This is a genomic window from Marinobacter alkaliphilus, assembly GCF_055394375.1.
Genome location: NZ_AP043751.1, coordinates 204,239 through 230,162 on the forward strand (window position 1 = coordinate 204,239; position 25,924 = coordinate 230,162).

23 protein-coding genes are annotated in these 25,924 nt (G+C 58.6%); 4 read left to right on the top strand and 19 right to left on the bottom strand.

All coding sequences use genetic code 11. The annotated features are described in order from the left end of the window. Positions 1–171: 171 nt before the first annotated feature. The 3 genes from ACZ5Q2_RS00910 (at position 172) to ntrC (ending at position 3,467) form a co-directional block, all read left to right on the top strand. A complete protein-coding gene (locus tag ACZ5Q2_RS00910) occupies positions 172–696 on the top strand; it encodes a DUF4124 domain-containing protein (protein ID WP_061333595.1) in 525 nt (174 codons plus the stop codon). Positions 697–936: 240 nt separating this feature from the next. After that, positions 937–2,037, top strand: coding sequence for a nitrogen regulation protein NR(II) (glnL, locus tag ACZ5Q2_RS00915; protein ID WP_156471785.1), 1,101 nt, complete (start codon positions 937–939; stop codon positions 2,035–2,037). Then, the gene (gene ntrC, locus ACZ5Q2_RS00920) at positions 2,034–3,467 is read left to right on the top strand and encodes a nitrogen regulation protein NR(I) (RefSeq protein ID WP_061333588.1); all 1,434 of its coding nucleotides are present in this window, start codon (positions 2,034–2,036) and stop codon (positions 3,465–3,467) included. The genes glnL and ntrC overlap by 4 nt, the downstream gene beginning before the upstream one ends. A 23-nt stretch (positions 3,468–3,490) precedes the next feature. On the opposite strand, the gene ACZ5Q2_RS00925 is transcribed toward ntrC, so the two are convergent. The 18 genes from ACZ5Q2_RS00925 to ACZ5Q2_RS01010 form a co-directional block, all read right to left on the bottom strand. Continuing rightward, positions 3,491–7,186, bottom strand: a complete 3,696-nt coding sequence (locus tag ACZ5Q2_RS00925; protein ID WP_061333587.1) for a DUF6701 domain-containing protein — start codon at positions 7,184–7,186, stop codon at positions 3,491–3,493. 402 nt (positions 7,187–7,588) lie between these two features. Then, entirely contained in the window at positions 7,589–8,374 is a 786-nt protein-coding gene (locus ACZ5Q2_RS00930) for a PulJ/GspJ family protein (protein WP_061333585.1), read from the bottom strand. Further along, on the bottom strand, positions 8,374–8,892 hold the full coding sequence (locus tag ACZ5Q2_RS00935) for a type IV pilus modification PilV family protein (RefSeq protein ID WP_061333584.1): 519 nt from the start codon (positions 8,890–8,892) through the stop codon (positions 8,374–8,376). Before ACZ5Q2_RS00935 ends, ACZ5Q2_RS00930 begins: the two co-directional genes overlap by 1 nt. After that, on the bottom strand, positions 8,889–9,317 hold the full coding sequence (locus ACZ5Q2_RS00940; RefSeq protein WP_413772227.1) for a type II secretion system protein: 429 nt from the start codon (positions 9,315–9,317) through the stop codon (positions 8,889–8,891). Before ACZ5Q2_RS00940 ends, ACZ5Q2_RS00935 begins: the two co-directional genes overlap by 4 nt. Positions 9,318–9,435: 118 nt before the next feature. Beyond that, on the bottom strand, positions 9,436–9,885 hold the full coding sequence (locus ACZ5Q2_RS00945) for a type II secretion system protein (protein ID WP_319822991.1): 450 nt from the start codon (positions 9,883–9,885) through the stop codon (positions 9,436–9,438). A gap of 44 nt (positions 9,886–9,929) precedes the next feature. Then, positions 9,930–10,451, bottom strand: a complete 522-nt coding sequence (locus ACZ5Q2_RS00950) for a prepilin-type N-terminal cleavage/methylation domain-containing protein (RefSeq protein WP_061333581.1) — start codon at positions 10,449–10,451, stop codon at positions 9,930–9,932. A 37-nt stretch (positions 10,452–10,488) separates the two neighbouring features. Continuing rightward, positions 10,489–11,070: a hypothetical protein gene (locus tag ACZ5Q2_RS00955; RefSeq protein WP_227510294.1), complete on the bottom strand. Its 582-nt coding sequence runs from the start codon at positions 11,068–11,070 to the stop codon at positions 10,489–10,491. Beyond that, complete coding sequence (locus ACZ5Q2_RS00960) at positions 11,070–12,299, bottom strand: type II secretion system F family protein (protein WP_058090017.1); 1,230 nt, start codon at positions 12,297–12,299, stop codon at positions 11,070–11,072. The genes ACZ5Q2_RS00955 and ACZ5Q2_RS00960 overlap by 1 nt, the downstream gene beginning before the upstream one ends. Continuing rightward, on the bottom strand, positions 12,299–14,065 hold the full coding sequence (locus tag ACZ5Q2_RS00965; RefSeq protein ID WP_061333580.1) for a GspE/PulE family protein: 1,767 nt from the start codon (positions 14,063–14,065) through the stop codon (positions 12,299–12,301). Before ACZ5Q2_RS00965 ends, ACZ5Q2_RS00960 begins: the two co-directional genes overlap by 1 nt. Then, positions 14,062–15,168 carry a hypothetical protein gene (locus tag ACZ5Q2_RS00970; protein WP_061333579.1) on the bottom strand — a complete coding sequence of 369 codons (1,107 nt, stop codon included), beginning with the start codon at positions 15,166–15,168 and terminating at the stop codon, positions 14,062–14,064. Before ACZ5Q2_RS00970 ends, ACZ5Q2_RS00965 begins: the two co-directional genes overlap by 4 nt. Beyond that, the gene (locus ACZ5Q2_RS00975) at positions 15,165–16,004 is read right to left on the bottom strand and encodes an ExeA family protein (RefSeq protein WP_061333578.1); all 840 of its coding nucleotides are present in this window, start codon (positions 16,002–16,004) and stop codon (positions 15,165–15,167) included. Before ACZ5Q2_RS00975 ends, ACZ5Q2_RS00970 begins: the two co-directional genes overlap by 4 nt. Next, the gene (mshL, locus tag ACZ5Q2_RS00980; protein ID WP_061333577.1) at positions 16,004–17,716 is read right to left on the bottom strand and encodes a pilus (MSHA type) biogenesis protein MshL; all 1,713 of its coding nucleotides are present in this window, start codon (positions 17,714–17,716) and stop codon (positions 16,004–16,006) included. Before mshL ends, ACZ5Q2_RS00975 begins: the two co-directional genes overlap by 1 nt. Further along, complete coding sequence (locus ACZ5Q2_RS00985) at positions 17,713–18,042, bottom strand: hypothetical protein (protein WP_061333576.1); 330 nt, start codon at positions 18,040–18,042, stop codon at positions 17,713–17,715. The genes mshL and ACZ5Q2_RS00985 overlap by 4 nt, the downstream gene beginning before the upstream one ends. A 1-nt stretch (position 18,043) precedes the next feature. After that, positions 18,044–18,721, bottom strand: coding sequence for a type II secretion system protein GspM (gspM, locus tag ACZ5Q2_RS00990; protein WP_061333575.1), 678 nt, complete (start codon positions 18,719–18,721; stop codon positions 18,044–18,046). Continuing rightward, a complete protein-coding gene (locus tag ACZ5Q2_RS00995) occupies positions 18,718–19,338 on the bottom strand; it encodes a PilN domain-containing protein (protein WP_227510293.1) in 621 nt (206 codons plus the stop codon). Before ACZ5Q2_RS00995 ends, gspM begins: the two co-directional genes overlap by 4 nt. Further along, the gene (locus tag ACZ5Q2_RS01000) at positions 19,335–20,279 is read right to left on the bottom strand and encodes a type IV pilus biogenesis protein PilM (protein WP_227510292.1); all 945 of its coding nucleotides are present in this window, start codon (positions 20,277–20,279) and stop codon (positions 19,335–19,337) included. The genes ACZ5Q2_RS00995 and ACZ5Q2_RS01000 overlap by 4 nt, the downstream gene beginning before the upstream one ends. A gap of 191 nt (positions 20,280–20,470) precedes the next feature. Beyond that, positions 20,471–21,013: a single-stranded DNA-binding protein gene (gene ssb / locus ACZ5Q2_RS01005; protein ID WP_061333574.1), complete on the bottom strand. Its 543-nt coding sequence runs from the start codon at positions 21,011–21,013 to the stop codon at positions 20,471–20,473. A 56-nt stretch (positions 21,014–21,069) separates the two neighbouring features. Then, a complete protein-coding gene (locus ACZ5Q2_RS01010) occupies positions 21,070–22,440 on the bottom strand; it encodes an MFS transporter (RefSeq protein ID WP_061333573.1) in 1,371 nt (456 codons plus the stop codon). Positions 22,441–22,620: 180 nt separating this feature from the next. Between ACZ5Q2_RS01010 and uvrA the strand changes: the two genes are divergently transcribed. Then, positions 22,621–25,440 carry an excinuclease ABC subunit UvrA gene (gene uvrA / locus ACZ5Q2_RS01015; RefSeq protein WP_061333572.1) on the top strand — a complete coding sequence of 940 codons (2,820 nt, stop codon included), beginning with the start codon at positions 22,621–22,623 and terminating at the stop codon, positions 25,438–25,440. A gap of 65 nt (positions 25,441–25,505) precedes the next feature. Here uvrA and rplQ read toward each other — a convergent pair whose 3' ends face one another. Then, entirely contained in the window at positions 25,506–25,904 is a 399-nt protein-coding gene (gene rplQ / locus ACZ5Q2_RS01020) for a 50S ribosomal protein L17 (RefSeq protein WP_058090008.1), read from the bottom strand. Between the last annotated feature and the right edge of the window lie 20 nt (positions 25,905–25,924).

The window sequence follows — 25,924 nt, forward strand, 5'->3', positions numbered from 1 at the left end:
TTCCAGCCTTAAAGCCCCGCCTCGTGCGGGGCTTTTTTGTGCCGCTTTTCGCAAATCCGACCAAACACCCCGCGCCCTTAACGATATGTAACCAAGGGATTGCCCTCCGGCGTTGAAATGCCCGGAGCCGCCACCGATAATCGAGACAGTTCACTACCGCAGGTTATTGTCATGAAAGCACCGCTCACCCTCGCCACCGGCTTGTTACTGCTGGCCACCGCATCGGTTCACGCTGAGGTTTACCGCCATGTGGATGCTCAGGGCAATGTAACCTTCTCGGACGAGCCCATGCAGGGTGGGGAAGAAATCGAGGTTAAACCGGTAACCACCATCACACTGCCAAAGCCTGACGCGGTGAGAGAAACCGAACAGTTGCTTGAGGAAGTGGAGCGCGAAGGTGCAGCCTATGAGAGCCTTTCCCTGATCTCCCCTGAGAACGACCAGGCCTTCCACAGTGGCAACGGCGACGTCACCTTTGAAGTGCGTAGCACCCCGAGCCTTCGGCGCGGTCATCGCTATGAGGTTACTCTGGACGGCCAACCGGTTGGCCAAAGTACCTCTGGCTCCATCACCGTCCGCAATATTGACCGGGGCACCCATCAGGCGGGTGTTCACATCGTGGATCGCGATGGCATACAGGTAAAAAGCGGCCAGCCAATCACCTTTACCATTCACCGCCCTTCCCGCCTGAACTGACATTTGCGCACCACTTTAGTGCAACTGCACCACGATAAAGCCATACTTTGGGCAGCGAAGGGGCAAAACCCCGGCTGCCTGTAGCGACAAGCTCCCCATCTGCACCAACCTACAGCACCCGGATGCCCTCCGGGCCCCGCTGTGCCCGTACTTAGACCATCATCTTATCTCAGCAGGCAAAACTGGTTCGCTTTTTGCAAAACCGGGGTAACCACCATGAGTTTAAAACGGAAACCAAGCATGTCGTTCCAACCATCCATCTCGCTGGGAAGCGGTTATAAGAGCATTCTGGACAGCCTGACCACGGCCGTTCTGGTGCTGGGAAACGACCTGACCATCCGTTACCTGAACCCCGCCGCCGAAAGTCTGTTTGAAACCAGCATGACCCGTAGCCAGGGCCTGCCCCTGAAAGACGTTCTGCTCGATTCTGCGGACGCCCTGAAAACCCTGTATGCGGCAGCAGGCAATGGCCAATCCTACACCCGGCGAGAAGCAGAGTTCGCTTTACTGAGCGGCTCAAGGCTGACGGTGGACTATTCGGTGACACCCATCAGCCTTGAGCCCATGGAGCTGTTGATCGAGATCCAGCCCCGGGACCGGCTGATGCGCATCAGCCGCGAGGAAGACATCATCTCCCAACAGGAGACCACCCGGATCCTGGTTCGCGGCATGGCCCATGAAATCAAGAACCCATTGGGCGGCATTCGTGGCGCGGCTCAACTGCTTGACCGGGAGCTGAACGATGAAGACCAGCGCGAATACACCCGGGTAATCATTGACGAAGCAGACCGCCTGCGCAGCCTGGTCGATCGTATGCTCGGCCCCAACAAGGCGTTGAAGATTGCACCCACCAATATCCACGAGGTGCTGGAGCGGGTACGTACTCTGGTTGAGGCTGAGAGCAAAGGCCGGGTCCGCCTGAAACGGGATTACGACCCCAGCATCCCCGAGTTCCCGGGCGACAAGGAACAACTGATCCAGGCGTTCCTGAACATCGCCCGCAACGCTATGGAAGCCGCCTTCGAGAACGAAGGCGCCACGCCTTCCGATGTACCGCCGACCATCACTTTCCGTACCCGTGCGCTTCGCCAGTTCACCATCGGCCACCGTCGTCATCGGCTGGTGTGCCGGGCCGACATCATCGATAACGGCCCGGGTATTCCAGCGGATCTTCTGCAGAACATCTTTTATCCCATGATCAGTGGCCGGGCCTCAGGAACCGGCCTTGGCCTTTCCATTACCCAAAGCATCATCGGCCAGCACCGAGGGCTGGTGGAGTGTGAGAGCGAGCCCGGAAGAACCGATTTCATCATCTTCCTGCCTCTGGAGGACAACCAATGAGCCAACCGGCAAACGTCTGGATTATCGACGACGACAAGAGCATTCGCTGGGTGCTGGAACGCGCCCTGAACCAGGCCGGTATGCAGCCGCGCGTCTTTGACAGCGGCGAAAGCATCATGATGCGACTGGAACACGAACAGCCCGATGCCATCGTCAGCGATATCCGCATGCCCGGAGTAGACGGCATCACCCTGCTTTCACAGATTGTCGACAAGCATCCGGATGTGCCGGTGATCATCATGACCGCCCATTCGGACCTGGAAAGTGCGGTTACCAGTTATCAGACCGGTGCCTTCGAATACCTGCCCAAGCCCTTTGATGTGGACGATGCCGTGGCCCTGGTGAAACGCGCTGTGGCCCACAGTCATGAAAAACGGGCCGCCAGCGAACCCCAGGCCGACAGCGCCCAGCGCAATACCGAAATCATCGGTGAAGCTCCGGCCATGCAGGAAGTGTTCAGGGCCATCGGCCGCTTGTCCCACTCCAACATCACGGTGCTGATCAACGGCGAAAGCGGTACCGGTAAGGAGCTGGTTGCCCAGGCCCTGCATAACCACAGCCCGCGGGCCCGTAACCCTTTCATTGCCCTGAATATGGCGGCGATCCCCAAAGACCTGATTGAGTCTGAGCTGTTCGGCCACGAAAAGGGTGCTTTCACCGGTGCCGGTGCCGCCCGCCAGGGGCGGTTTGAACAGGCAAACGGCGGCACCCTGTTTCTGGATGAAATCGGTGATATGCCAGCCGACACCCAGACCCGTCTGCTGCGAGTATTGGCCGATGGCGAATTCTATCGGGTAGGCGGCACCACCCCGATTAAAGTGGATGTGCGTATCATCGCCGCCACTCATCAAGACCTGGAAAAACTGGTCCAGGCAGGTAGCTTCCGGGAAGACTTATTCCACCGCCTGAACGTTATCCGCGTGCATCTGCCCAAGCTGGCGGAGCGGCGGGAAGACATTCCCCGCCTGATGCAGCACTTCCTGAAACGGGCCGCCAAGGAACTGGCGGTAGAGCCCAAGTTGTTGCGCCCGGATGCCGAAGAGTACCTGACCACCCTGCCGTGGCCCGGTAACGTCCGCCAGCTGGAAAACACCTGCCGCTGGCTGACCGTGATGGCCAGCGGGCGCGAGATTCATGTAGATGACCTGCCCCCCGAACTCCTGCACCAGGCGGAAAGTGAGCACAGCGCCACTGGCCAGACCTGGCAGGAAGGCCTGAAAAACTGGGCAGAACAGGAACTGAAGCGCGGCAAGAAGTCGATCCTGGACACCGCCGTACCGGAGTTCGAGAAGATTATGATTGAGGTGGCCCTGAAGCATACCGGCGGGCGCCGCCGGGATGCCTCCGTGCTGCTTGGCTGGGGCAGGAATACGCTGACCCGGAAGATCAATGAGCTCGGCCTGGACCATCCGGAAGGGGAGGAGGATTAACATCCCTCCCCGCCCGTTGGCTATCAGTTAGCGGGCACTTCCCGCCAGTAGATGATGCGGTCGTTGCCCCGGTATACGCCAAACGTGGCGGTAGCGGAGGGGTCTGCTAACACCCCATCGTTGTTCCAATCGTCTTCCAGCCACTCCGGAACATCCCAGGTCAGCAGATCGGTGCCCTGGGTACCAAGAGGTTCCAGGCGCAATGGCCCGGCTGTGCCCTGGTCGAAAACCCCGGAATCCGCAAGCAGCGCATGGTGAGTTTCGGCCGAATCAATATCGGTCGTTGTCCACGTGGTGCAACTGTCCGCATCATGGGTAACAAACCGCCCGCCCTCGAAAGACTCCACCCTGAACGGCATAAACAAGGCCTCCACCGTTTCCGGGCCGTAAACGTTCTCCATGATCAGCCGGCCGTAGCGGATCTCAAAAGAGGCCTCCGGTTCGAAGTCATAGGGGGCCGCCTCGGCCTGAACACCGTCGGTATCCTGAACCGATGTGACGGTAAATTCTAACTGCGGCAAGAATGGCTCTATACGCGTGACCGGGCTCTTCGGATACTCGAACTGATCGTTCGGGTTGAACGAGAACAATATAAGTCCGGGTTCCTGTACGCTGAGTGCGGCCGCCTCCTGAGTGACAGAAAACGCCATTGGGTCGCCATTGGCATCGGTTGCAGCAAGGTCCTCAATGGGAACAAGTGTTGAGACGCCGGCCACCGATAGGCGCCTGAAGCCGTCGAACGTGTAGTTTCGGGTTCGACGGCCCTGTACAGACAACGGCTCAAGCAGCGCGGTGGGCGCCATCAACCAACCGAACGGTTGTCCCGTGTAAGTGAACTGCCCTGCCCCGCACTCCGCTTCAAAGGCGCCTGGGTCCACCGTGACCCGGAAGCGGTCAGGATAGAAGCGCCCGACCGGAGCACTCCGGCCCTGCGGTAGATCCCGCCCAAGATAAGCCCCGGGCGCGGGGCTTGTGAGGAAGCGGAATACCCCCACTTCGGACTGATCTACAGCTACCGTGGTTTGCGCATCAACGGCTCGAGCATGATCGTAACTACCAGGAGAAACCACACCGGTCTCGCCACCGGCAGGGGCCACCAACTCCACCTGTAAAGGAATGCCCGGCAGTTCGAAGTTTGGCGAGACCGGATTACCAGCACAGAAATCCACATCTGTGTCACTCTGCCAACCTGCTGCGGTGATGGTCAGGTCAAAGAATTCCCCTGCCCTGCGGAACAATGGGCAGGTCTCATCACCCTGGGAACAGGACGATGCAGCGGAAACACAAAAGCCGGCGGGCACACTGACAAAGCTGTCCGCGCCGGGCATCAGCAGGCCGGCATCTTCGGTTGCCTCGCTGCCCCGATACAGTGCGTTGAGCTGCATCTGCCCTGCATCCGGATAGATCACATCGATCTCCGCAACGCCATCACCATCAAATGACAAATCAATTCCAGCTGGTGCGGAAGCGTCTATGCCAACCGGCGCCCCATTCACAGACACCGCTCGACTGACGTCTCGGCCACCCGGGCCAGGGTCTACATATTCGGACCAAAACTCCACAGCTTTGGTTTGGTTTGCAAACGCCGGCACACATTGCTGAGTGACATCGTCCTGACGGACCGCCCGCACTTGAACAGGGCCGGAGGGTCGGTGTGAAATCAGATCGGGAAGGTCAAACGCCAGGCCCGATTCAAAGAAGGGCAGGTCGCAATTTGACGCCGACAAGGATCCACCTATCTGGCAAAGTGTCACGGCCTGGGGGCGTGTTGAAGGATTTGATCCAACAACATCGAGCCTCACGGTTCCGGGCGACGTGTTCTGCAACGTCGCCTCCCCGAAGCCATTTACCAACGACACCACGTTTCCACCTTGCCAACCGTTGGCGGGGGCCAGTGTCGCCTGTACCGGGTCGGTGAATAGCTCAGAGCAATCGGCGTTGCCGCATGCTCGAACCTGTATCGTCTCGGGTTGACACGTCAGGGCAACGCCGTCATGAATGATCTCGAAATGGTCTACCTGTTGCCCTACGGGATTCAACTTTAAGGCGCACAGTTCAATGTTTCCCAGCTCATGGATGTTGGTGGAGCCACCAGTGGAACCCGTCAGGGAGAGCAGAAAATTTTCCGGCACCGCAGGCTGGCCGGGCTCCGCCAGCGCATTGAACGGGGCAATAAGCGTCTGGAAATTGTTACCACTTCCGGAAGTATCCCGCTCTACCGACACGATGGCCTGGCCCGCCAGCCTGGAATCAACGGTGATTCGATAGCGCTGGGCCGTGGGGTTAGTACCGGCCTGATCGATGCCCGGCGAAAGCGTGTTGGTGCCTCTCAGGTAACGATAATTGCCCTGATAGGCGCCGCGAATGGCAACGGCGTCTGCCCGGGAACCAGGGCCTCCCTGCCGCCCCTCGGTGGGATTGGAGAAATTCCCAAACTCATCCAGCCCGATCCCGAGCCAACCGCCTGCAAACCCGGGGTCGCCATTATCTCGCTGGGCATACCCCAGTGAACCACCGAAGCTGCCTGGCTGCGGCGTTATTGCAGAATCTGACAACACAATCGCCAGCCCGTCTGCACCACTGCCACCGTAAGCAAAATAGTCGAACTCGAGAATCACCAGATTGTCTGCGCCTGGAATCTCTCGTTGCAGCGTCGCTGCTGTCGACTGATTACTGACGGCTTGGGTCATTCTTAATCGATTGTTGACGACCGAGGGGGTGAAGCTTCCACTGGCCACAGAAGTAACCCAATCGTCCGTAGACAAGCTTCCGCCGTCGAAGTCATCGACAAAACAGGTCAGGCCGTCATTTGGGTCTGTAACCCTGATCAGTATCTCATCCTCGCCAAACGGCTGTTCGCCTCCGCAGAAAAACAGAAAGCAGTTCTGATAGCGAGATTCAAACCGCACTATGTAATCACCCGGTTGATCAAATGTGACCGTTTGAGTTACCGGTGAACGCTCGCATAATGTCGGCGTACTAGTGGATGACTGGACCAATACACCGTTAACCAACCACCGATCATTCCACCTCTGGTTAAAGGTAGACTCAACGTCTGAACACCCCTCCCCCCTGACAGCCAGGGACACAGCGTTCCCAACTTCCACTGCAACCGGTCCAACACTGTCACCATTGGCGGAAAGCTCCACACGTCTGGCACACAGTCCGGCCAACAAGCCCTGCTCAATGCCGCTGTAGTCTGCCACCGGGCCGGTATTGCCGGTGCTGATGCCGCCACCGGCTGCCAGGCCACCCGTGATCACAGCATTATTGCCAACGCTGATCGACCCGGCGGCGTAGAGTAGCCCATTGACCTGGGCGTTGTTCCCCAAGGTCAGGCTACCTCTGGTCACCAATAACAACTGGCCCGGATCACCGCCCGCATTGATTGCAATGTTATTCCCAAAGGCTTGCGAACCATTGATAAAAATCCTTACCTGGGCACCGTCTGCGACATTCAATTGGTACCCATTACCAAGGTTCGCACTACCGAAATAATAGTCTCCGGCGGCCAGTGTCGTGCCTGATACTGGCCATGGATTGTTGGCCCAGGGCACCCCCGAAAGGTCCAAGGTATTTCCGGAAGCCTGCAGGTTGCTGTTGACACCACTGGGAGCACCGAACACATCAGAACATTGGGCCGCCCAAGCTGGCGGCGCTGCCATGAACAACACGAAGAGTACTGCCAGCATGGCCCAGGAGAAGTGGGGGGACCTCATCGTACTCTAACCTCCAGGACTCGTTCCGCGGCATCCGCGCCTGAACCACAGACACCCCTGCTCGTGATTGTGTAGAGCGTGCCCCCGCCGCTGCCCCCCGTACCCCCGGATGGATCCTCTGCGGAACAAGCCAGCAACGCCGAGCAGCTTGAAAGGGATGCCTCGGTGAAATTCAGCACCCAGGAAGCCGGACACGACCGCCCTCCATAGAGGACGTCAGCAACCGCGAGCTGAGCACCGCTTTCTGCGGAGAAAAAGGCACGCTGAGACTGGATTTGCAGACTTACAGCGTTGCTGGAACTTTGTTGCAACTGAGCCATCCCGATGACCAGCAGCGCCAGCACGGTGATAACAAACAGTGCGACCGGCAAACCGGCACCGGCCTGATTGTGAATCGATTGCTCAGGGTACATTGCGAATTTGCACCTCCTGGCTCATTCGAGTGGTCTCGTCACCATTCAGGTTTGCCAACTCAAATTCAAAATTCACAACCGCCGCCCGTTGCAACGAGGGTGGCGTTACTTTTAGGTTGAACGAACCGCCGACCAGGTTGGCACTCATAACCTCCCGAGTTCCACCGGCTCCGTTCAGGGCAGCAGCAGAAGGCTGAGTAGAGCCTGGAGAGTACCCGCTGAATCGATAAAGCCATTGCCCAACCTGACAGACACTGACCGGGCTTGTGATGGCGTAAACGCGTTTTTCCGGTGAGCGCTCGCGAAAACGATGACTGGCGGACAGTTCAATGGTTGTATCACTATCCGCGACCGCAATAATGGCCGGTGAAACCGGCCCAGGATTGGAGGTGCCGTAGAGATCGGACTGGGCCGAGCCGTAGCCGTACACCACCAGCCGGGCACCGGCGGGGACTGCTCGGCCGAAGGGTACTATGCTCACTTCATCAAAGCCTGGGCCTGTTGTCAGGGATTCATAGCCGGTGCCGGCGATTACCGGCAGCCATTCCAGACATTCGCCGTTCTCGCGAACGGACAGGGGAAACGCTTCGCGCACCTCCCGGGTGATTTGCTCACTGATCACCACGCCTTGCAGCGCGCGCTGTTGCCGTTCGCTTACGTCCAGCGCACCACGCGTGGACAGGGCAACAAACTGCACCGAGATGGTGGCCACAATGCCCAACAGCACGATGACCATCACCAGCTCGACCAGGGTGAACCCCTGTTGCCGGCGCATCAGAAATTCCCCCGGTAGGCGCTGAACAGGTAGGTGTTCCCGGAGGGATCGGTAACGGTAATATCGATGCGTTTGGCTTCATGATTGCTCAGGCCCACTTCGGTGCCGGCACAGGCCACCGAAATAGACACCTGAAAATTGTTGTAGCCCGATAACGATTCCTCCTCGCTGTTCTCGGGCGGCGCGTTATTCAGGGTGTGATAATCGTCCACATCGTTGAAGGTACGCCGTGTTTCGCCATCCGGCCCAAGGTTGTTGCAATCCGCGTCGCCGGCATCCACCGCTCCGCCGCCCACAGGGGAATCATGGGCAAAGGATTTGGAGAGGATTTCGTCCATGTAGAGTTGCGACAATGCCACCGCACGGGTCTGATTCAAGGGATCAGCGCTTCGGCCGGTGATCAAGGCAAAGGCACCAACAACGCCGGCGATGGCAATACTGATAATGACAATGGTCATCACCAGCTCCACCAAGGTCGCGCCCTGCTGGCGAACACCGGGGCGCCGGCAAGACCTCATGAACAAGGCCCCTGATACACGGCGCCAAGGGAGCTCAGACACAGGGTAAAGTCACTGTCTCCTGAGATCTGGAATTGGAGACTTTGACCGCTGAACGGTGCCGCCAGGCGCCCCATTCGGTCAAAGTTGATGGTAAACCCGCCGCCAGGAATCGGAGTGAGCCCGGATTGACCGGCTACCTGATACGCCACACTGGCGCCCTCACGGCGGATGGAAAACAGGGAATCCGCCGCCTCGAACTCAAAAGCATTCGAGGTTTGGCGGATGGTTACAGAAGTAGAGGGGTTGCCCGCCAGCGCTGCTTGTTGGGCAAGCAGCGTGGCGGAGGCTAGTTGTTGGGTGGCTAGCAACGGGGAGAAGGCTGAACTTCTGGTGAATAGGCCGACTCCCAACACAGATAGAACGCCTACCAGGAGAATCACCATAATTAACTCGACTAAGGTAAACCCTGTCGTTGCTCTAGCCACCCACATAAAGCTTACTCTTTCGGAAGAAATTGGGCCTTATTACTGAAGTAGCGACTCTGCGCTTATAGCAAACCCATTAGCAACCCGGACTAGGTGCCGTCGTCACAGTGAGTGATGCCGCAGCTGAAGCTGTTGCTTCCGTGTAAGTTGCAACGCATGTTCCTACGGTTATGGTCCCAGCAGTATCATCGTAGACGATTTCGTCTCCATCAAACTGAGCTGCGACAGGTAAGGACGCCAAAGTTGGGAAACCATATGCGATGGCAAGTGTTGGCTCACCATCAATCGCAACGCTTGAGGTTGCCTCGTTCGCAACTCCACGCGCCAATGCAGTTGACCGAACAATACTGATCGAGGATCTTGCTGAACCTACGGCACCCTGGAATACCGCAGCCCGGGCATCCCCACCCAAATCCGCAAACCGCGGCAAAGCAAACGCCGCCAGAATACCCAAAATCACAATCACCATAACCAGTTCGATCAGGGTGAAACCTTTCTGCTTTCTTGACTGAATTGCATTCATCATTGTCATTACCTCTTCTGGGGTCTACTCAAACTCGTTTTTCGATATCAGTTGATGACGGTCACTATGGAGCCGTCAGCGGTGTCGTAGGTGATCGTGCTGTTCTGGCCATCAAGCTGGTACTCGTACTCACATGCGGTTGTGTTGGACACAGCAGCCCAGTACTCCGCGTTGGCGTTAGCGGCCGAGCGCTGGTCGATGGTCGGAGCGTTAGACTGCATCAGACCTCGCCAGATCTGTACGCAGCGCGCCTGGTTTGGTGCAGTGGTCGTTCCGTCAGTTGAGGTGGCCCAACCATCTTCATTAACTGCTACATCGCCGTCGCCAAAACCATCAACCGCACTCACGGCTCCAGTCTGGCCATTCGCCACCCACTGAGCCTTAGCCAAGGCCACACCCGCGCTCAACGCACCAGCGGTACCCTTGATACTCGCCTGATGCGCCTGCTCCGAAAGCTGCGCAAACCTCGGCAGCGCGAAGGCCGCCAGTATCGCCAGGATGGCAATCACCACCACCAGCTCGATCAGGGTGAACCCCTTCTGTTTTTGCCTGCTGTTGTACTGCATCATTCGTCGCCTCTTGCCTGTGATCTGTCGTGTTATCCCGTCAGCGGCTGGCGTCCTGCCCGCTCACTGTGGTTTCTGTCAACGGCACCGGTACCAGTTTCAGGCCGGTTGGCCGCTGTGCTTGCACCCGCAGGTTGTTCCGGCTGCGGTTTGCAAATTCGGTTGTCACTGTCCAGGCGAGGGGTTGGCCGGGTTCTGCGAGCTGCCCTTCAATGGTTATCGGCTGCTTTGGGTTATAAATTAACCAACCTTGGCCATCTTCGCCTGTTTCTTTTTGTTGCCCGGGGCGAAAGCACCAGTCACCTTGCTTCGGCTCCCCTTCGCTGCATTCGCCTGTGTACATGGGCCATTGGTGGTCCAGCCACTCGAAGGGGTTGCGCCCTTCCAGTTCTTCCAGACTGCCCTGCCGGCTCAGCATGGTTTCGGCCCCTTTCACCACCAATGCCGCCCGCAACTGGCTCAAAACCATGTTAACGCTCTGTTGTTCCGCCCGCTGCAGCTCGCCTTCCAGTTTGCCCAGCAACACCCACCAGAGGGTGAACAGCACCAGCAGGGCAACAAACAGCCGCATGCGCCGGGCGTTGGCCAGCCCACTGGCGGAAGACCAGACCGGTTGGCGCACTAGCCGCGCCCCATGGCGGCGGCTCCCAGGTCCCATATGGGCAGGAACACGCCCAGCGCCAATATCAGTACCAGGATGCCCATGGCCACAATCAGGATCGGCTCTATGGATTCCGCCAGCCGTTTCAGGCCGTAGTCCACGTCTTCGTCGTAGAAATCCGCCACGTTGTTGAGCATGTCATCCACCGAGCCGGTTTCCTCGCCCACGGCAATCATCTGCAAAATCAGCGGGGTGAACATTTCGCTTGCGCGTGCGGTGCGCAGCAGGCTTTCGCCGCGCTCGATGCCCAGGCGCATATCCTTAATGTGGTGCGCTATCCAGGCGTTGTCTGTGGCATCGGCGACCACGGTCAAGGCATGGGTCACCGGCATACCGGCTTTCAACATGGTGGCGAAGTTCCGGGCAAACCGGCTGAGGGTAATCAGCTCCAGCAGGGGGCCGATAATCGGGAGCTTCAGTTTGTAGCGGTCCCAGATTTCCCGCCCCTGTTCTGTCTGCTTCCACTGGCGCACGAGCACACCGGCAGCGGCGAAACCAAACAGCATCACATACCAGTAATTGAGCAGGAAGTTAGACGTGCCCACCAAGACCTGGGTCAGGAAGGGCAAGTCGGCCCCCATGCGGCTGAACACCGATGCAAACCGGGGAATGACGAGAAAGTTCACCACCATCAGGGCCGCCAGCAGGGCCACCACCACAAAGGTGGGGTAACGCAGGGCCTGTTTTACCCGGCGTTTGGTGTCCCGTTCCAGTTCCAGGATTTCCGACAGGCGCTTGAACGCGTCATCCAGCATGCCCGTATTTTCGCCCACGTGGATCATGGCGATGAACAGGTCGGAGAACACTTTCGGGTGCGCCTGCATGGCCGTGGCCATGGTATTACCGCCTTCGAGGCGATTGGTGATATCTTCCAGTACCTCCGCCAGCACCGGTGAACGGGAGGTTTCCGCCAACCCGCGCATGGTGCGGATCAGCGGGATGCCCGCTTTGGTGAGCGCGTGCATTTGCCGGCAGAACACAATCAGTTCATCCAACGTTACTTTTTTGCGGAAGATGGCCAGGTTGTTTACCCGGTCCATGCCGGATTGCGTTTGCACCTGTTCCTGAATGGCCAGCGGGGTAATACCACGGCGCATCAGCTCACTGGCCGCCGCATCCACATTGGCGGCGGTCAGTGAACCTTGCTGGACAACACCACGGTTGTCTTTACCCCGGTAGCTGAACTGCATCAGTCATCTACCCCTATGGCGCCGTCGGCTGCCAGGTCATCGCCATTCAGCAACGCCCCCTCAGTGGTAGCAGCTACCCTGGCCACTTCCTGTAAAGACGTTACCCCCTGCAGGGCATAATCCATCGCACACTGGCCCAGAGGGCGGAACAGCGGGCTTCTCCGGGCGGCGCGAGTAAAGTCAGACACATCCTTTCTGCGCAGGGCATCCAGCATGTCTTCGTTCATTTCCAGCATTTCGTACACGCCCACCCGGCCCTTGTAACCGGTATTACTGCATTGGTAGCAGCCACGGCCGTGCACGAAGCCGGCCTCGATATCCAGTGGATCCAGGTCGAAGGACTGCAGCCACACCAGTTCCTGCTCAGAAGGCTGGTAGGTTTCCTTACAGTTATCGCACACTCGGCGCACCAGGCGCTGGGCCACCACGCCCAGCAGGGAGCTGGCCACCAGGAACGGCTCAGCGCCCATGTCGATCAAACGCATGGCACTGCTGATGGAATCGTTGGTATGCAGGGTCGACAGCACCAGGTGGCCGGTCATGGCGGCGCGCAGGCCGATTTCCACGGTTTCGTGGTCCCGCATCTCACCCACCAGGATGATGTCCGGGTCTTGCCGCAGGGCGGAGCGCAACACCGTGGCGAACTCCAGCCCGATTTTCGGGTTTACCTGTACCTGGGTGATGCGCGGCAGCCGGTATTCCACCGGGTCTTCGGCGGTGATGATCTTCACTTCCGCCTTGTTCAGTTCGGTCAGGGCACCGTAGAGGGTGGTGGTTTTACCACTACCAGTGGGGCCGGTGACCAGAATCATGCCATGGGGCTTTTTGATCAGTTTGCGGAAGCGGTCCAGCAGGTGTGGTGGCATGCCGGTGCTTTCCAGATCCAAAGTGCCCTGGCTCTGATCCAGCAAACGCATTACCACCGATTCGCCGTACTGAACCGGCATGGTGGATACCCGCACATCAATGCTGCGGCCTTTCACCCGCACGTTAAAGCGGCCATCCTGGGGCAGGCGCTTCTCGGAAATGTTGAGCCCGGCCATCAGCTTCAGGCGCAGAACAAGCGCTGCATTTACGCGCTTTTCTTTCATCACCTGTTCTTGCAGTACACCATCCACCCGCTGGCGAATGCGCACGACGGTCTCGTCGGGCTCGATATGGATATCCGAGCTTCTGGCCTGTACGGCATCTTCGAACAGGGTCTGCAGCAGTTTGACCACCGGGGCGTCGGCGCTTTCGGATTCGGCGGACAGGTCAGCCAGGTCGAAAGCGTCATCACCCAGTTCGTCTTCCAGCTCTTCCGCCAGGGAGGCGATTTCATCGGTGCGGCGGTAGACCAGATCCAGGGTGTTGAGCAGTTCGCTCTCCCGCACCACCGCCTGTTTGATGGGCTGCTTGAGCACCCGCACCAATTCGTCGTAGGCGAAGATATCCAGCGGGTCGGCCATGCCCACCAGCAACTCCCCGCCCTGTTCCGCCAGCACAATGGCCCGGAACCGGCGCGCCATGGCTTCTGGCAGCTTCTTAACCAGTTCGTTATTGAACTGGTAATGGCGCAGCTGAACAAAGGGCACGTCCAACTGGCGCGAGAGGATGTTGAGCAGGTTGTCTTCGTCGACATAGCCCAGCTCGATGAGCGTTCGGCCAAGCTTGCGACCGGTACTTTTCTGCTCCCGCAGGGCGGTCATCAACTGCTGTTCAGTGATGACATTATTCTGAACCAGCAGGTCGCCTATGCGGATTTTCTTTTTCGGTTCCGTACTCATGATTCCGCCTGCAAAACTGATATGCGTTGCCGCGCGTAGTCCGCCAGTGAAGCAGACATTCCGGGCATGGCCGCAGCCTGTGTATAGGCCTGCAGCGCACTTCGATTGCGCCCACCGGTTTCCAGCGCAATGGCCAGCCCCAGCCACCAGGTGCCCTGGCTGTCGTCGTGGGCGAGCAATTCAGACCAGTGGCCAGCCGATTCATCGGCTGCGCCGGCCTGTTGCAACAAAGTGGCCAGGGTAATGCGATATTCCACCTGTTCAGCTACCGGGGGCACCCGGGCCTGCAAGGTAGCGATCGCCAGGTTCAAATCGCCCAGTGCCAATTGGGCGCGGGCTTTCAGCAATCTCAGGCTGGCATGTTCGTTGGTCACAGAGTCCGGCAGCCATTCCAGGGCACGACCTGGCCTATCCAGGACCAGCATCTCCCGGGCAAAGATCTCCCGGCTTCGGGGAGCCGTTTGACGGGTGGTCAGTTCCGTCAGTGCACGCTCTGCCTCACCATTGCGACCGGTTGCCAGCAAGCTGGCCAAGTCACGACTGGTGCGCAGGTCCACCGCTTCCGGCGTTTCCCGTTGCTGCTTTACCGGTGGTTCCGGCGCACGATCCCCAGTGTTCACCTCCCGCTCAGGGGTTTGTGGCTGCGCTTGCGCCACCTGAATAACCTCGGGCTCGTCCTGGTCCGCCGCGGGCTCCGCATTGGCCGGCTCGGAGCGCTCCGGCGTGGGCTCGGTTACCAACACGATCTCCGCCGTGGATGCACTATCAGGGGTCGACACCTCGGTTTCAGAAGCAGGCTCAACAGGGATCGGTTCGACGATGAACTCTGGCAGGGCGGCTGTCTCCGTGATCTCTTGTGATTCCGGGGCTGCCGAAACCCTGGCGCTATCGGCGACAACGGACTGCTCTTCAGAACTACCTGACAGCATCCACCAGGCACCTACGCCACCCATCAACGCCAGTGCCACCATCAAAACAATGGCAATCGGCATCCCGGACGCCGCCGAATCCCGGGCCACAGGCTGGCCAGTGTAAGTGCCGGCCACACGGGGCGGATTCTGCCGTTCCTCTGCTGCCCTCAGGGCATCATTCAACAAGCTCATCCCCACCTCCGGAACCAGCTAACGGGGCGGGCGCTCTCTGTGTCTTTCACGGCTTGCAGAGCGTGCTTTCTGGCCACCTGCCGGTCTCCCCGCCCCCAGGCCGCCAGCATGGACTTATGGGCCAGGACATTGACCAGCCGGGGGATACCGCCGGATGAACGCCAGATGACCTTTAATGCTGCCGGGGCAAAAATGTCCGCTCCGTTATAGCCGGCCCGGGCCAGGCGATGCCGCAGGTACTGGCCCACGGATTCCTGACCCAGTGGCTGCAATCGGGTCTGAAAGGTGATTCTCTGGCGCAACTGGCGCAGGCTGTCCTTCGCCAGGATGGTATCCAGCTCCGGCTGGCCAAACAGCACAATCTGCAACAACCGGGTGCTTTCGGTTTCCAGGTTGGTCAGCAACCGCAGAGCCTCAATGGTTTCTTCGGGCATGGCCTGGGCTTCATCAATCACCAGTACCGCCGGGCTTTGTTCCATGGCCAGGGCAATCAATCGCTGGTTCAGCGCCTTGAGAATCTGGTGGCCGTTACTACACCCGGCCACGTCGACACCCAGTTCCTCGGCAACCGCCTCATAGAGGGTCTCCGGCGGCAGGTTCGGATTGGGTATGTAAGCCGTGCAGGCGGTCTTATCCAGTTCGTTGAGCAGCAAGCGGCAGAGCAGGGTCTTGCCGGTGCCCACCTCGCCAGTCACCTTGATAAAGCCTTCCCGTTGCTGCAACGCCACCAACAGCAGTTCCAGCGCATCGGCATGGCTGGGCGCCCGGAGGAAATACCGGGTGTTTGGCGTCAATGCGAACGGTGCTTCCTGCAGTCCAAAATGGCTTTCGTACATCAGCGGGGGGCCGTCTCCGCCTGGGGTTTGACCGACTCTGCCGAGTTCAGCAGATCTCTGAGCACGTTCATCCGCTCCCGGCTGGCCTGGACATCCGCCTGCATTTGGCCAGTGTTGGCCACCATGGGCCGTATCAGGATGACGAGTTCGCTCTTGCGGGATTCGAAGCGACGCTGCTTGAACAATTCCCCCACCAGCGGAATATCGCTGAAGAAGGGCACGGCGGAGGTGGTGTCTTCACTGGTGTCCTGAATCAAGCCACCGATCACCACGATCTGCCCGCTTTCTGCCCGAATCACGCTGTCGGTTTCACGCACCGTGCTGCGCGCCAGCGGCAGGGTGACATCACGCTCGCCAATGGTGATGACCTTTTCCTGGTCATTCACTTCGCTGACTGATGGATGCACATGCAGTGTTATCGCGCCGCTGTCGGAAATCTGCGGGGTAACGTCCAGGGAAATGCCGGAGAAGAACGGCGTCAACTCAACCGAAGTGGAGGTTCTGTCGGTGGCGGTCACCGCCGAGTTGTTATCATTGAAATCAATATCGGTGACGAAGAACTCGTCGGTACCTACCTTGATGACGGCTTTCTGGTTGTTGATGGTGGAGATGCGCGGGCTAGACAGAATCTGCACATTGCCCTGCTGACCCAACAGCTGAATAAGACCGGTGAAATCGCCGGCGCTCACCGTGGCGGAGAACAGCCCGCCAATATCCGGGGTGCGGATCGGCTGACCCGCCAGCGACTGGGCCGTGAAATAATCGGCACGACCGGCGGAGCTCTGGACGTCAGCCCAGTTGATGCCCTGCTGGTAGCCCTCGTTCAGGGTAACCTCCAGTATTTTCGCTTCCAGAACAACCTGACGCTGCATGATCAGTTCAGTCCGGCGCAGGTAATCCTCCACCATCCGCAAATCGTCAGAGCCCGCCCGGACCATCACCAGGCCCGCGCCAGCGTTAACCACTACCTGGCCATCATTACCCACGATCATAGCCACCGTCTGGCGAATATCCCGCCAGAAGTCAGACTCGGTATCGGTCGAGATGGTGGTGCCCACCAGGTTTCGGGTTTCATTACCGGTATTGGAATTGGAGTTTGAGTTGGAAGCACCGTTGCCACTGCCCCGGGCGCTGCTGACCTGGCCCGAACTGACACGGGTTTCTGAGCCACCGCGGCGTTTGAAATGCAGGTAGTCAATGGGGAAAAGTCTTGTCTGTATCCGGTCTTCCGCCACCCGAAACAGCCGGCCATTACGCTGGATATCCAGACCGTATAAATCCGCAGCAATCTCCATGACTTCCGGGACGGTGACATCGCTCAGGCGCAGATCAACCGGTGTCGTAACGCCCGGATGGACCACCACGTTATAGCGGGTACCCTCCACCAGCGCTTCAAAGAAGCTGGAGGCTGGAACGCCGCGGGCATTCACATCAAAACGCTCGTCCTGCTCCTGCGCACTGGACAGGGGCGGTAGCAACTGACTGCTGATTTCCGCGGCTGATACAGGAGCAGGATCACCGGATGCGGAGCCCGAGGCAGGGGTTTGCCGCTCGGCTTCGGCCAGCGCCTGGTCAATCTGATCGGCAACGTCTGTTGATGTGGCGGCAGACGTCCGCATCAACGGGTTATTGGCGCAGGCAACCAGTGTGAGTGAGAGCATGGCAGCTGCGAGAGGTCTGAGTGTTGTCATCATGGTCCGACTGTCTGTCATGGTGTTCTCCGCACCTGCGGGAGCGGGTCCGGATACAGGGTTCTGGGTTGGCCGCGATCTGTTACTTCTACCCGATCTTTGAAGATACGGCGCACACGTATGTTGTCATGGCTGTCGCCCTCTTTCAGGGCTACACCCTCAATGACGGCAATCCGCCGCTCCTTGCCCAGGAGGATCGAGCCCAGCCGAATTTCCCGGGCCGGCGATGCCACCACCGGCTGCGAGTCAGCACCGGGAGGTCGGGTCGGGTCTTGCAAGGCATAGGCCTGGAGCGACCCAAGTGACACCAACGTCATCATCAAATATCTGAACAAAGGATGTGCCATCTCAAACTCCTAGCCACGCGGCATCAAGGCTCAGGGTGCGCACACGGATGGTCGCTTCACCCTTGGGCCAGGCACCGGCCTGATAGTCCAGCTGTATCCACCCCAGGCGCTCATCCATGGTTTCGAGCCGCTGTAGATACGCCAGCACATCGAGATAACCACCCCGGATGGTCAGCTCCACGTCGTGGGCATAGAGCAAGGGCTCTGCAGCTTGCCGATTACCCGCCTCTGGCTGGGCACCGTCATAAACCGGTGTTGGCGTGCGCAATGTCATGGATTCCAACTGCAAGCCCTGTTGAGCTGAGAGCATGTCCCGCAACAGCGTGACCATGTCCCTCGGTGCGATCAGCTGCCCGGTAGTCTCGGTAATTTCCTGATCCAGCCGCTCCAGGCGGCTTTGCCGGGAAGCCAGTCGCTGGCGCAATGCCTCCGAAGGGTCACCGGCCAACTGGCTGTTGAGGGTTTCCTGTTGGCTAAGCAAACTGTTCTGCGTAGCCGTTAGTGCCTGCACTCGGTTATTGAGTTGCTGCTGCCGGGTTTCCACTGGGGTAACCAACAACTCCCAGCCCAGGACGAACATGAGCACACAGGCAGTCACGACGATCAAAACCCGCTCACGGATCGGGCGGTCGTTGTACCACTGCGCAGTGGTGGCCAGAGAATCTGTCAATTTACTCATCGCCCCGACGCCTCTCCCGGTTGTGTTGCAACACGAAATTCCACCCACTGATGATCAGCTTCGTCGTCTGGCCGCTGCAACCGGAAATCGCCAAAGGTTTCACCAACAAACGCCGGCTCGTCACCCAGGCGCGCAAGGTAGCTAGGCACCAGTTCCGCCGCCCGGGTTCTGCCCTCAAGACGCATGGCCGAGGGAAGCGATTGCAAGCGCACGGCTGTCAGCCACAGGTCCTCAGGAACCTGGCGCGCCAGGGCCGAAAGCCGCCCGGAAAAACCACCGTGGTTGTGGGTTGCCAGCCCTTCCACCCGTTCGAGCAGACGCTGCCTGCGAGCAATTGTCTCGGTGATCCGCGCCAGCGAGGCTTCCAGGTCAGGATCTGGTTGCCTTGCCTGCACCTGGTCGGCCATGGTGGCAACCGCCGTTTCCAGATTCCGGTTCTGCTGTTCCAGCCGCTCTACCTGCTGCTCCAGCGTCTGATTGTGCCAGCGGCCAAAAGCCATGACGGCCACGAGTATCAGCAATACGATCCCAACCAAAGCTCCGGCCGTACCGGCATGCAGCCGCTGCCTTGTAGGGCGAAGTTCCGGGGTATACAGGTTCACCTGTTGCCTGATCATGCCGGACTCCCCTGGCCAAGCGCCGCACTCCAGGCGGGCAGGCATCGGCTATCAAGCGCGTCAGACAAGCCAAACTGGCTCCACTCAGGCACCTCGATACCGGCCGCCATGTAAGATGAGAGCATGGAGTTCAACGGTAATACCGAATCCCGGGCCACCAGTTGGATGGTCGACGGTGGCACCTGGCCGAGCTGGCTCTCGAAATAGTCCATGGAACGCTGGATCTCCAGCGCCAGGGATTGCACAGCACTCTCCTGGCTGGAGGCGTCCCGCAGATCATCATAAGACAGCTCAAGGCGGCGGGAGAGATACAGGGTATCGCCCTGGCATATGACCATCTGGCCATAGCGGTCACGAAGATGAACCAGAGCCACCCCCCTATTCGACTGATCCAGGCGGGCCGCCAGATTTCGCAAGGCCAGCTCGGCAATATCGATTCGATCCAGCTCAAGGCCTGCATCCGCTACCAGACCAATAAGCTCGCGAACCAGAGATTTGCGGGCTGCAACAACGTTCACCAGCGGGCCACGCCCACGGGACGCGTCTTCCGGAAATGCAAACACATCCGACACGGCGTCGGCCGGGCTGAAATCGAGGAAGTCCTTGAGCTTCCATTTGAGCGCATCGGCCAGCTCACTGTCCTCAACACCCTCCGGACGCTCAACTTGAAACACCTGATATTGATCAATGGGCAGGACCAGAACCGCAGGCACACCAGCCCAGCCCTGGTCGTCCACCAGCTTGCTGAGCGTGTCCTGCCGTTGTGCAGAAACACACTCAACAAAGCCCAGCGACTGCCCGGGCGAAGCAGCGGCTCTGGCCCAGGCAATGCCATCCGGGCGCACCTCAAGACAGACAGGCTGTCCCAAAGGCTTGCGGCGGATCAGTTTTTGTAGCGTCGTAACAAGATTCAGGATCATGGATTCCCAGGTCGTGGCCACAGCTCTGCTGCCGGCCGGCGTGCACAAGGTGTTTAAATTATCAGCACTTTTAACACAGGCTTACATGATAGTTGAGAAAGTGAACGTAACTCTACGTTTCACCGACTGATTTCACGGAGATTTTGCAACTCGTTAACAAAAAAACCCGCGCAGAGCACGGGCTTTTTGATTGTCGATGAGCTGGATCACATTCAGAACGGAATGTCGTCATCAAAATCATCAATCGGTTCCGGCATGCCACCGGCCTGCTGCTGACCCTGAGGGTTGTAACCCCCGGACGGCTGCTGCGCCTGGCCACCCTGCTGCTGGGGCGGAGCATTATACTGAGATTGGGGTTGCTGCTGCGGCCGGCCCTGGGGAGCTCCCTGGTTCATGCCACCTTCGCCACCGCGGCTGTCGAGCATCTGCATCTGGCCGTTGATGTCTACCACAATCTCGGTGGTGTATACGTCCTGCCCTTCTTTATTCTGCCACTTGCGGGTTTGCAGGCGACCTTCGATATACACCTTGGAACCTTTACGCAGGTACTGGCCGGCCACTTCCGCCACCTTGCCGAACAGCACAACCCGGTGCCATTCGGTTCTCGGTACCATCTGGCCAGTCTGGCGATCCTTGTAACTTTCATCGGTAGCCAGGTTGAGATTCACAACCGCGTTGCCATTCGGGGTATAGCGGGTATCCGGATCCTGGCCCAGATTACCAATGAGAATTACCTTGTTAATGCCTCGTGCCATCTTCTGCTCCTGATCGATTTTCCGGAACACGTGCGGTCCATGCACGCATCCTTTGTTTAAGAACCTTTACCCTGCCGCACAAATTCAAAGTGCGCAAGCTGATCTTCATGAAAATGCTGACGGTCCACTTTTAAGTAAGCGGTTGCCGCATCTTCCACAATCACCACGTCCTGCACACCGGGCAGGCGGCGCAATGTCTCATCAATCTCATCAAAACCGGCAGGCAGCACCTGCTCCAACTCAACCACAAAGCTCGTGGTGTAATTCGGCGCCGGCATCGTCAGTGCCACCAGAAACCAGGCAGCCAAACCACCGGCCATTAACCAAAGAACCCCTTCCAGGCCGGCAGATTGTAGCAAGTAACCGCCCAGGGCACCGCCGAGAAACGCACCAAAAAACTGCGACGTCGAGTAAACCCCCATAGCGGTCCCCTTACTGGCGGCCGGAGCTTCTTTGCTGATCAATGAGGGCAGGCTCGCTTCCAGAAGGTTAAACGCCGTAAAGAAGAAGAACAGTACGCCCCAGGCCAGCCAGAGACTCTTCTCCACACCGGTCAGTGCGGCCGTTGCCAGCGAAAGCAGGGCGATGGCACCGCAAAGCACCGGTTTCATCACCCGCTTTTTCTCGCCAATGATGATAAACGGCACCATGGCGAAGAAGGATGTCACCATCACCGTCAAGTAGAACCACCAATGGGAAACGCTGGCCAGCCCCAACTGATCCTGAAGCATGGTGGGAAACACCAGAAACAGCGCTGTCAGGGCAAAATGGAGGATGAAGATACCGAAGTCCAGCCGCAGCAGGCGACCGTCCCGCAGCACCCGCCCGACCATCTCCCTCGCGGGATGGGTATCCGCGCTGATTCTGTGGGCATGGGGTGTTGGCACCACTCTGGCTACGATGAACAAGGCCACCATGGCCATGGCTGCCGTTGCATAGAAAATGCCGGACAATCCCCAGAGCGAGCCCAGGAGGGGTCCAACCACCAGTGACACCGAGAACGACAGACCAATGGAAATGCCCACCATAGCCATTGCCTTGGTGCGCTCTTCCTCGCGGGTCAGGTCGCTTAACAGGGCCATCAACACGCTGGCAATCGCACCTGCCCCCTGAAGAATCCGTCCGGCAATCACAACGTATATGGAGTCGGTGGAGGCTGCCAGCAGGCTTCCAGCGGCGAACAGCACCAGCCCGATATAGATCATCCGCTTGCGGCCAACCCGGTCAGACAGCAAGCCGAACGGAATCTGCAACAGGGCCTGACTGAGACCATAGGCCCCAATTGCCAAACCAATGAGCGCAGGCGTCGCGCCCTGCAGATCACTACCGAGCAACACGAACACCGGCATGACCATGAACAGGCCGAGCATACGCATTGCGTACACCGAGGCCAAAGCCATAACAGAGCGTTTTTCAAGCGCGTTCATGCTTACCTGTGCCGGATTGAAAAAATTGGGAAGGCAGCTACTGGCTGCGAGCGGCGCATTGTACCAGATGCGCCCCGGGTGAGGGACTACCCAAGACAGCATACCCCAGGCGGCACAACTCCAGTTTCGCCGGGGGCTACCGAAAACGATATAATGGTGGTTTTACTCAAGCGAGGTGTTATGGACCATATCCAGATCAAAGGCGCACGCACGCACAACCTGAAGAACATCGACCTGGATATGCCAAGAGACAAACTCATTGTCATCACCGGGCTGTCAGGTTCAGGAAAATCCTCACTGGCCTTCGACACCCTTTACGCCGAAGGGCAGCGCCGGTATGTAGAGTCTTTGTCCACCTACGCGCGGCAATTCCTGTCGATGATGGAAAAACCCGATGTTGATCACATCGAAGGCCTGTCACCCGCCATTTCCATTGAACAGAAGTCCACATCCCATAATCCCCGCTCAACCGTTGGCACCATCACTGAAATCTACGACTACCTGAGACTGCTTTTTGCCCGGTCCGGCGAACCCCGCTGCCCGGACCACGGTCAGCCGCTGGAGGCCCAGACCGTGAGCCAGATGGTCGATCAGGTCCTGGCGATGCCTGAAGGCAGCAAACTGATGATCCTGGCGCCGGTGATCAGGGACCGAAAAGGCGAGCACCTCCAGGTGATTGATACCATGCGCAGCCAGGGCTTCATCCGCCTTAGGGTCGACGGCACGGTTTATGACATCGATGATGTTCCGGCGCTGGACAAGAAACGCAAACACCAGATTGATGTCGTGGTAGACCGCTTCAAGGTCAAAGAGGGCCTGGAACAGCGATTGGCGGAAAGTTTCGAAACCGCCCTTGAGTTGGCCGATGGCATCGCGCTGGTCGCCCCAATGACCGGAGACGGCGAAGAACAGACCTTCTCGGCACGCTATGCCTGTACCCAATGCGGGTATTCACTGAGCGAACTCGAACCCAAGCTCTTCTCCTTCAACAACCCGGCCGGCGCATGCCCCACCTGTGACGGTCTGGGAGTGCGCCAGTTCTTTGATGCCGAAAAAGTTATCCAGAATCCGGAAGCCACGCTGGCCTCTGGCGCGATCAAGGGCTGGGACCGGCGCGCGGTCTATTACTTCCAGATGCTGACCAGCGTGGCCGAGCATTATGACATCGACCTGGAAACGCCGTGGGAAGACTTGCCAGAACCGTTTCAGCGAGCACTGCTCTATGGCTCTGGCAATGAAGACATCAGCTTCCGGTACGTCAATTCCCGTGGCCAGATCATGGAGAGAGCCCACCCCTTTGAGGGCATCATCCCGAACCTGGAACGCCGCTACCGGGAGACAGACTCCCAAAGCATGCGCGAAGAACTGGCCCGCAACCTGAGCACCCAGCCGTGCAAAGACTGCGGTGGCACCCGGCTTCGCCGCGGCGCCCGCAATGTCTTTATCGAGGAACGGACACTACCGGAAATCACTCACCTGCCGGTAGGCGACGCTCACCGCTACTTCAGCGAGCTGACTCTCCCCGGCCGTAAAGGTGAAATCGCCGAAAAAATCCTCAAGGAAGTGCGGGAACGCTTACAGTTCCTGGTCAATGTCGGCCTTGAGTACCTGACACTGGAACGCAGCGCAGACACCCTCTCGGGCGGTGAGGCACAGCGGATTCGCCTGGCAAGCCAGATTGGCGCCGGGCTGGTGGGTGTCATGTACATCCTGGACGAACCGTCCATCGGCCTGCACCAGCGGGACAACGACCGCCTGCTGGCCACCCTCACCCACCTGCGCGACCTCGGCAATACCGTGATTGTCGTTGAGCACGACGAAGACGCCATCCGTGCTGCCGATTATGTCATCGATATTGGCCCTGGTGCCGGCGTACACGGTGGTGAAATCGTTGCCCGCGGCACCCCTGAAGAGATTATCGCCAACCCGGCATCGATGACTGGCCAATACCTGAGCGGAGAGAAAGAAATTGCCGTGCCAGCAACCCGCAACAAGGGCAACGGCAAACACCTGGTCCTGTCCGGCGCCACAGGCAACAACCTTCAGGACGTCACGCTAACGCTGCCACTGGGGGTCATGACGTGCGTAACCGGGGTCTCCGGCTCCGGTAAATCCACCCTCATTAACAGCACCCTGTACCCGGTGGCTGCGGCCAAGCTAAACAAGGCCACCAGCCTGAACCATGCCCCCTATAAAAACCTCAAGGGCCTGGATCACCTCGATAAGGTTATCGACATTGATCAAAGTCCGATCGGGCGCACCCCCCGGTCGAATCCGGCGACATACACCGGCCTGTTCACCCCCATCCGTGAGCTCTTTGCCGGCACCCAGGAAGCACGGTCTCGCGGCTACAAGCCCGGCCGATTCTCCTTCAACGTCAAAGGCGGCCGCTGTGAAGCCTGCCAGGGCGACGGCGTAATCAAAGTGGAAATGCACTTCCTGCCAGACGTCTACGTACCCTGCGACATCTGCAAAGGCAAACGCTACAACCGCGAAACCCTGGAAGTCCGCTACAAGGGCAAGAACATCAACGAAGTGCTGGAGATGACCGTGGAAGAGGGGCGCGAATTCTTCGACGCCGTACCCTTTATTGCCAGAAAACTGCAAACACTGATGGACGTCGGCCTATCCTACATCCGACTCGGCCAGAGCGCGGTTACCCTATCGGGTGGTGAAGCCCAGCGGGTAAAACTGGCCAAGGAACTGTCCAAGCGCGACACCGGCAAAACCTTGTACATCCTCGACGAACCCACCACGGGTTTGCACTTTTACGACATCCAGCAACTGTTGAACGTCCTTGAACGCCTAAGGGATCACGGCAACACCATCGTGGTCATCGAACACAATCTGGATGTGATCAAAACGGCTGACTGGATTGTCGACCTGGGACCAGAGGGTGGTTCTGGCGGCGGGCAGATTATTGCTGAGGGAACGCCGGAGGAGGTAGCGGACAATCCGGCATCCCATACCGGGCGTTATCTGAAGCCTATGCTCAAGTAGGTTTTCACCACAAAAAAAACCGGGAACCTTTCGGAACCCGGTTTTTTTGAACTAGAGCGTAGATTTTACTCTTCGCCTTCGTCCACTTCTTCAGCCTCGATGTCCAGAGGACGGCCAACCAGCTCAACGAATGCCATAGGGGCATTGTCGCCAGCACGGAAACCGCACTTCAGAATACGAAGATAACCACCCGGACGCTCGCTATAACGGGGGCCCAGCTCATTGAACAGCTTGGCTACCGCAGCATCGCTACGCAGGCGTGAGAACGCCAGACGACGATTTGCAACCGAATCATTCTTTGCGAGCGTGATCAACGGCTCAGCTACACGACGAAGCTCTTTAGCTTTCGGCAGCGTTGTCTTGATCAGCTCATGTTCAACCAGTGACGCAGTCATGTTACGGAACATGGCCTTGCGATGCGCACTGGTCCTGCTGAACTTACGACCACTCTTACGATGACGCATTGCTCTGATTCCTTACCTTA

What these genes read in the sequence shown, in the direction of transcription:
- ACZ5Q2_RS00910 (WP_061333595.1), top strand. Translation starts at nt 172, where the DNA reads ATGAAAGCACCGCTCACCCTCGCCACCGGCTTGTTACTGCTGGCCACC.
- glnL (WP_156471785.1), top strand. Translation starts at nt 937, where the DNA reads ATGTCGTTCCAACCATCCATCTCGCTGGGAAGCGGTTATAAGAGCATT.
- ntrC (WP_061333588.1), top strand. Translation starts at nt 2,034, where the DNA reads ATGAGCCAACCGGCAAACGTCTGGATTATCGACGACGACAAGAGCATT.
- ACZ5Q2_RS00925 (WP_061333587.1), bottom strand. Translation starts at nt 7,186, where the DNA reads ATGAGGTCCCCCCACTTCTCCTGGGCCATGCTGGCAGTACTCTTCGTG.
- ACZ5Q2_RS00930 (WP_061333585.1), bottom strand. Translation starts at nt 8,374, where the DNA reads ATGCGCCGGCAACAGGGGTTCACCCTGGTCGAGCTGGTGATGGTCATC.
- ACZ5Q2_RS00935 (WP_061333584.1), bottom strand. Translation starts at nt 8,892, where the DNA reads ATGAGGTCTTGCCGGCGCCCCGGTGTTCGCCAGCAGGGCGCGACCTTG.
- ACZ5Q2_RS00940 (WP_413772227.1), bottom strand. Translation starts at nt 9,317, where the DNA reads ATGGTGATTCTCCTGGTAGGCGTTCTATCTGTGTTGGGAGTCGGCCTA.
- ACZ5Q2_RS00945 (WP_319822991.1), bottom strand. Translation starts at nt 9,885, where the DNA reads ATGATGAATGCAATTCAGTCAAGAAAGCAGAAAGGTTTCACCCTGATC.
- ACZ5Q2_RS00950 (WP_061333581.1), bottom strand. Translation starts at nt 10,451, where the DNA reads ATGATGCAGTACAACAGCAGGCAAAAACAGAAGGGGTTCACCCTGATC.
- ACZ5Q2_RS00960 (WP_058090017.1), bottom strand. Translation starts at nt 12,299, where the DNA reads ATGCAGTTCAGCTACCGGGGTAAAGACAACCGTGGTGTTGTCCAGCAA.
- ACZ5Q2_RS00965 (WP_061333580.1), bottom strand. Translation starts at nt 14,065, where the DNA reads ATGAGTACGGAACCGAAAAAGAAAATCCGCATAGGCGACCTGCTGGTT.
- ACZ5Q2_RS00970 (WP_061333579.1), bottom strand. Translation starts at nt 15,168, where the DNA reads ATGAGCTTGTTGAATGATGCCCTGAGGGCAGCAGAGGAACGGCAGAAT.
- ACZ5Q2_RS00975 (WP_061333578.1), bottom strand. Translation starts at nt 16,004, where the DNA reads ATGTACGAAAGCCATTTTGGACTGCAGGAAGCACCGTTCGCATTGACG.
- mshL (WP_061333577.1), bottom strand. Translation starts at nt 17,716, where the DNA reads ATGACAGACAGTCGGACCATGATGACAACACTCAGACCTCTCGCAGCT.
- ACZ5Q2_RS00985 (WP_061333576.1), bottom strand. Translation starts at nt 18,042, where the DNA reads ATGGCACATCCTTTGTTCAGATATTTGATGATGACGTTGGTGTCACTT.
- gspM (WP_061333575.1), bottom strand. Translation starts at nt 18,721, where the DNA reads ATGAGTAAATTGACAGATTCTCTGGCCACCACTGCGCAGTGGTACAAC.
- ACZ5Q2_RS00995 (WP_227510293.1), bottom strand. Translation starts at nt 19,338, where the DNA reads ATGATCAGGCAACAGGTGAACCTGTATACCCCGGAACTTCGCCCTACA.
- ssb (WP_061333574.1), bottom strand. Translation starts at nt 21,013, where the DNA reads ATGGCACGAGGCATTAACAAGGTAATTCTCATTGGTAATCTGGGCCAG.
- ACZ5Q2_RS01010 (WP_061333573.1), bottom strand. Translation starts at nt 22,440, where the DNA reads ATGAACGCGCTTGAAAAACGCTCTGTTATGGCTTTGGCCTCGGTGTAC.
- uvrA (WP_061333572.1), top strand. Translation starts at nt 22,621, where the DNA reads ATGGACCATATCCAGATCAAAGGCGCACGCACGCACAACCTGAAGAAC.
- rplQ (WP_058090008.1), bottom strand. Translation starts at nt 25,904, where the DNA reads ATGCGTCATCGTAAGAGTGGTCGTAAGTTCAGCAGGACCAGTGCGCAT.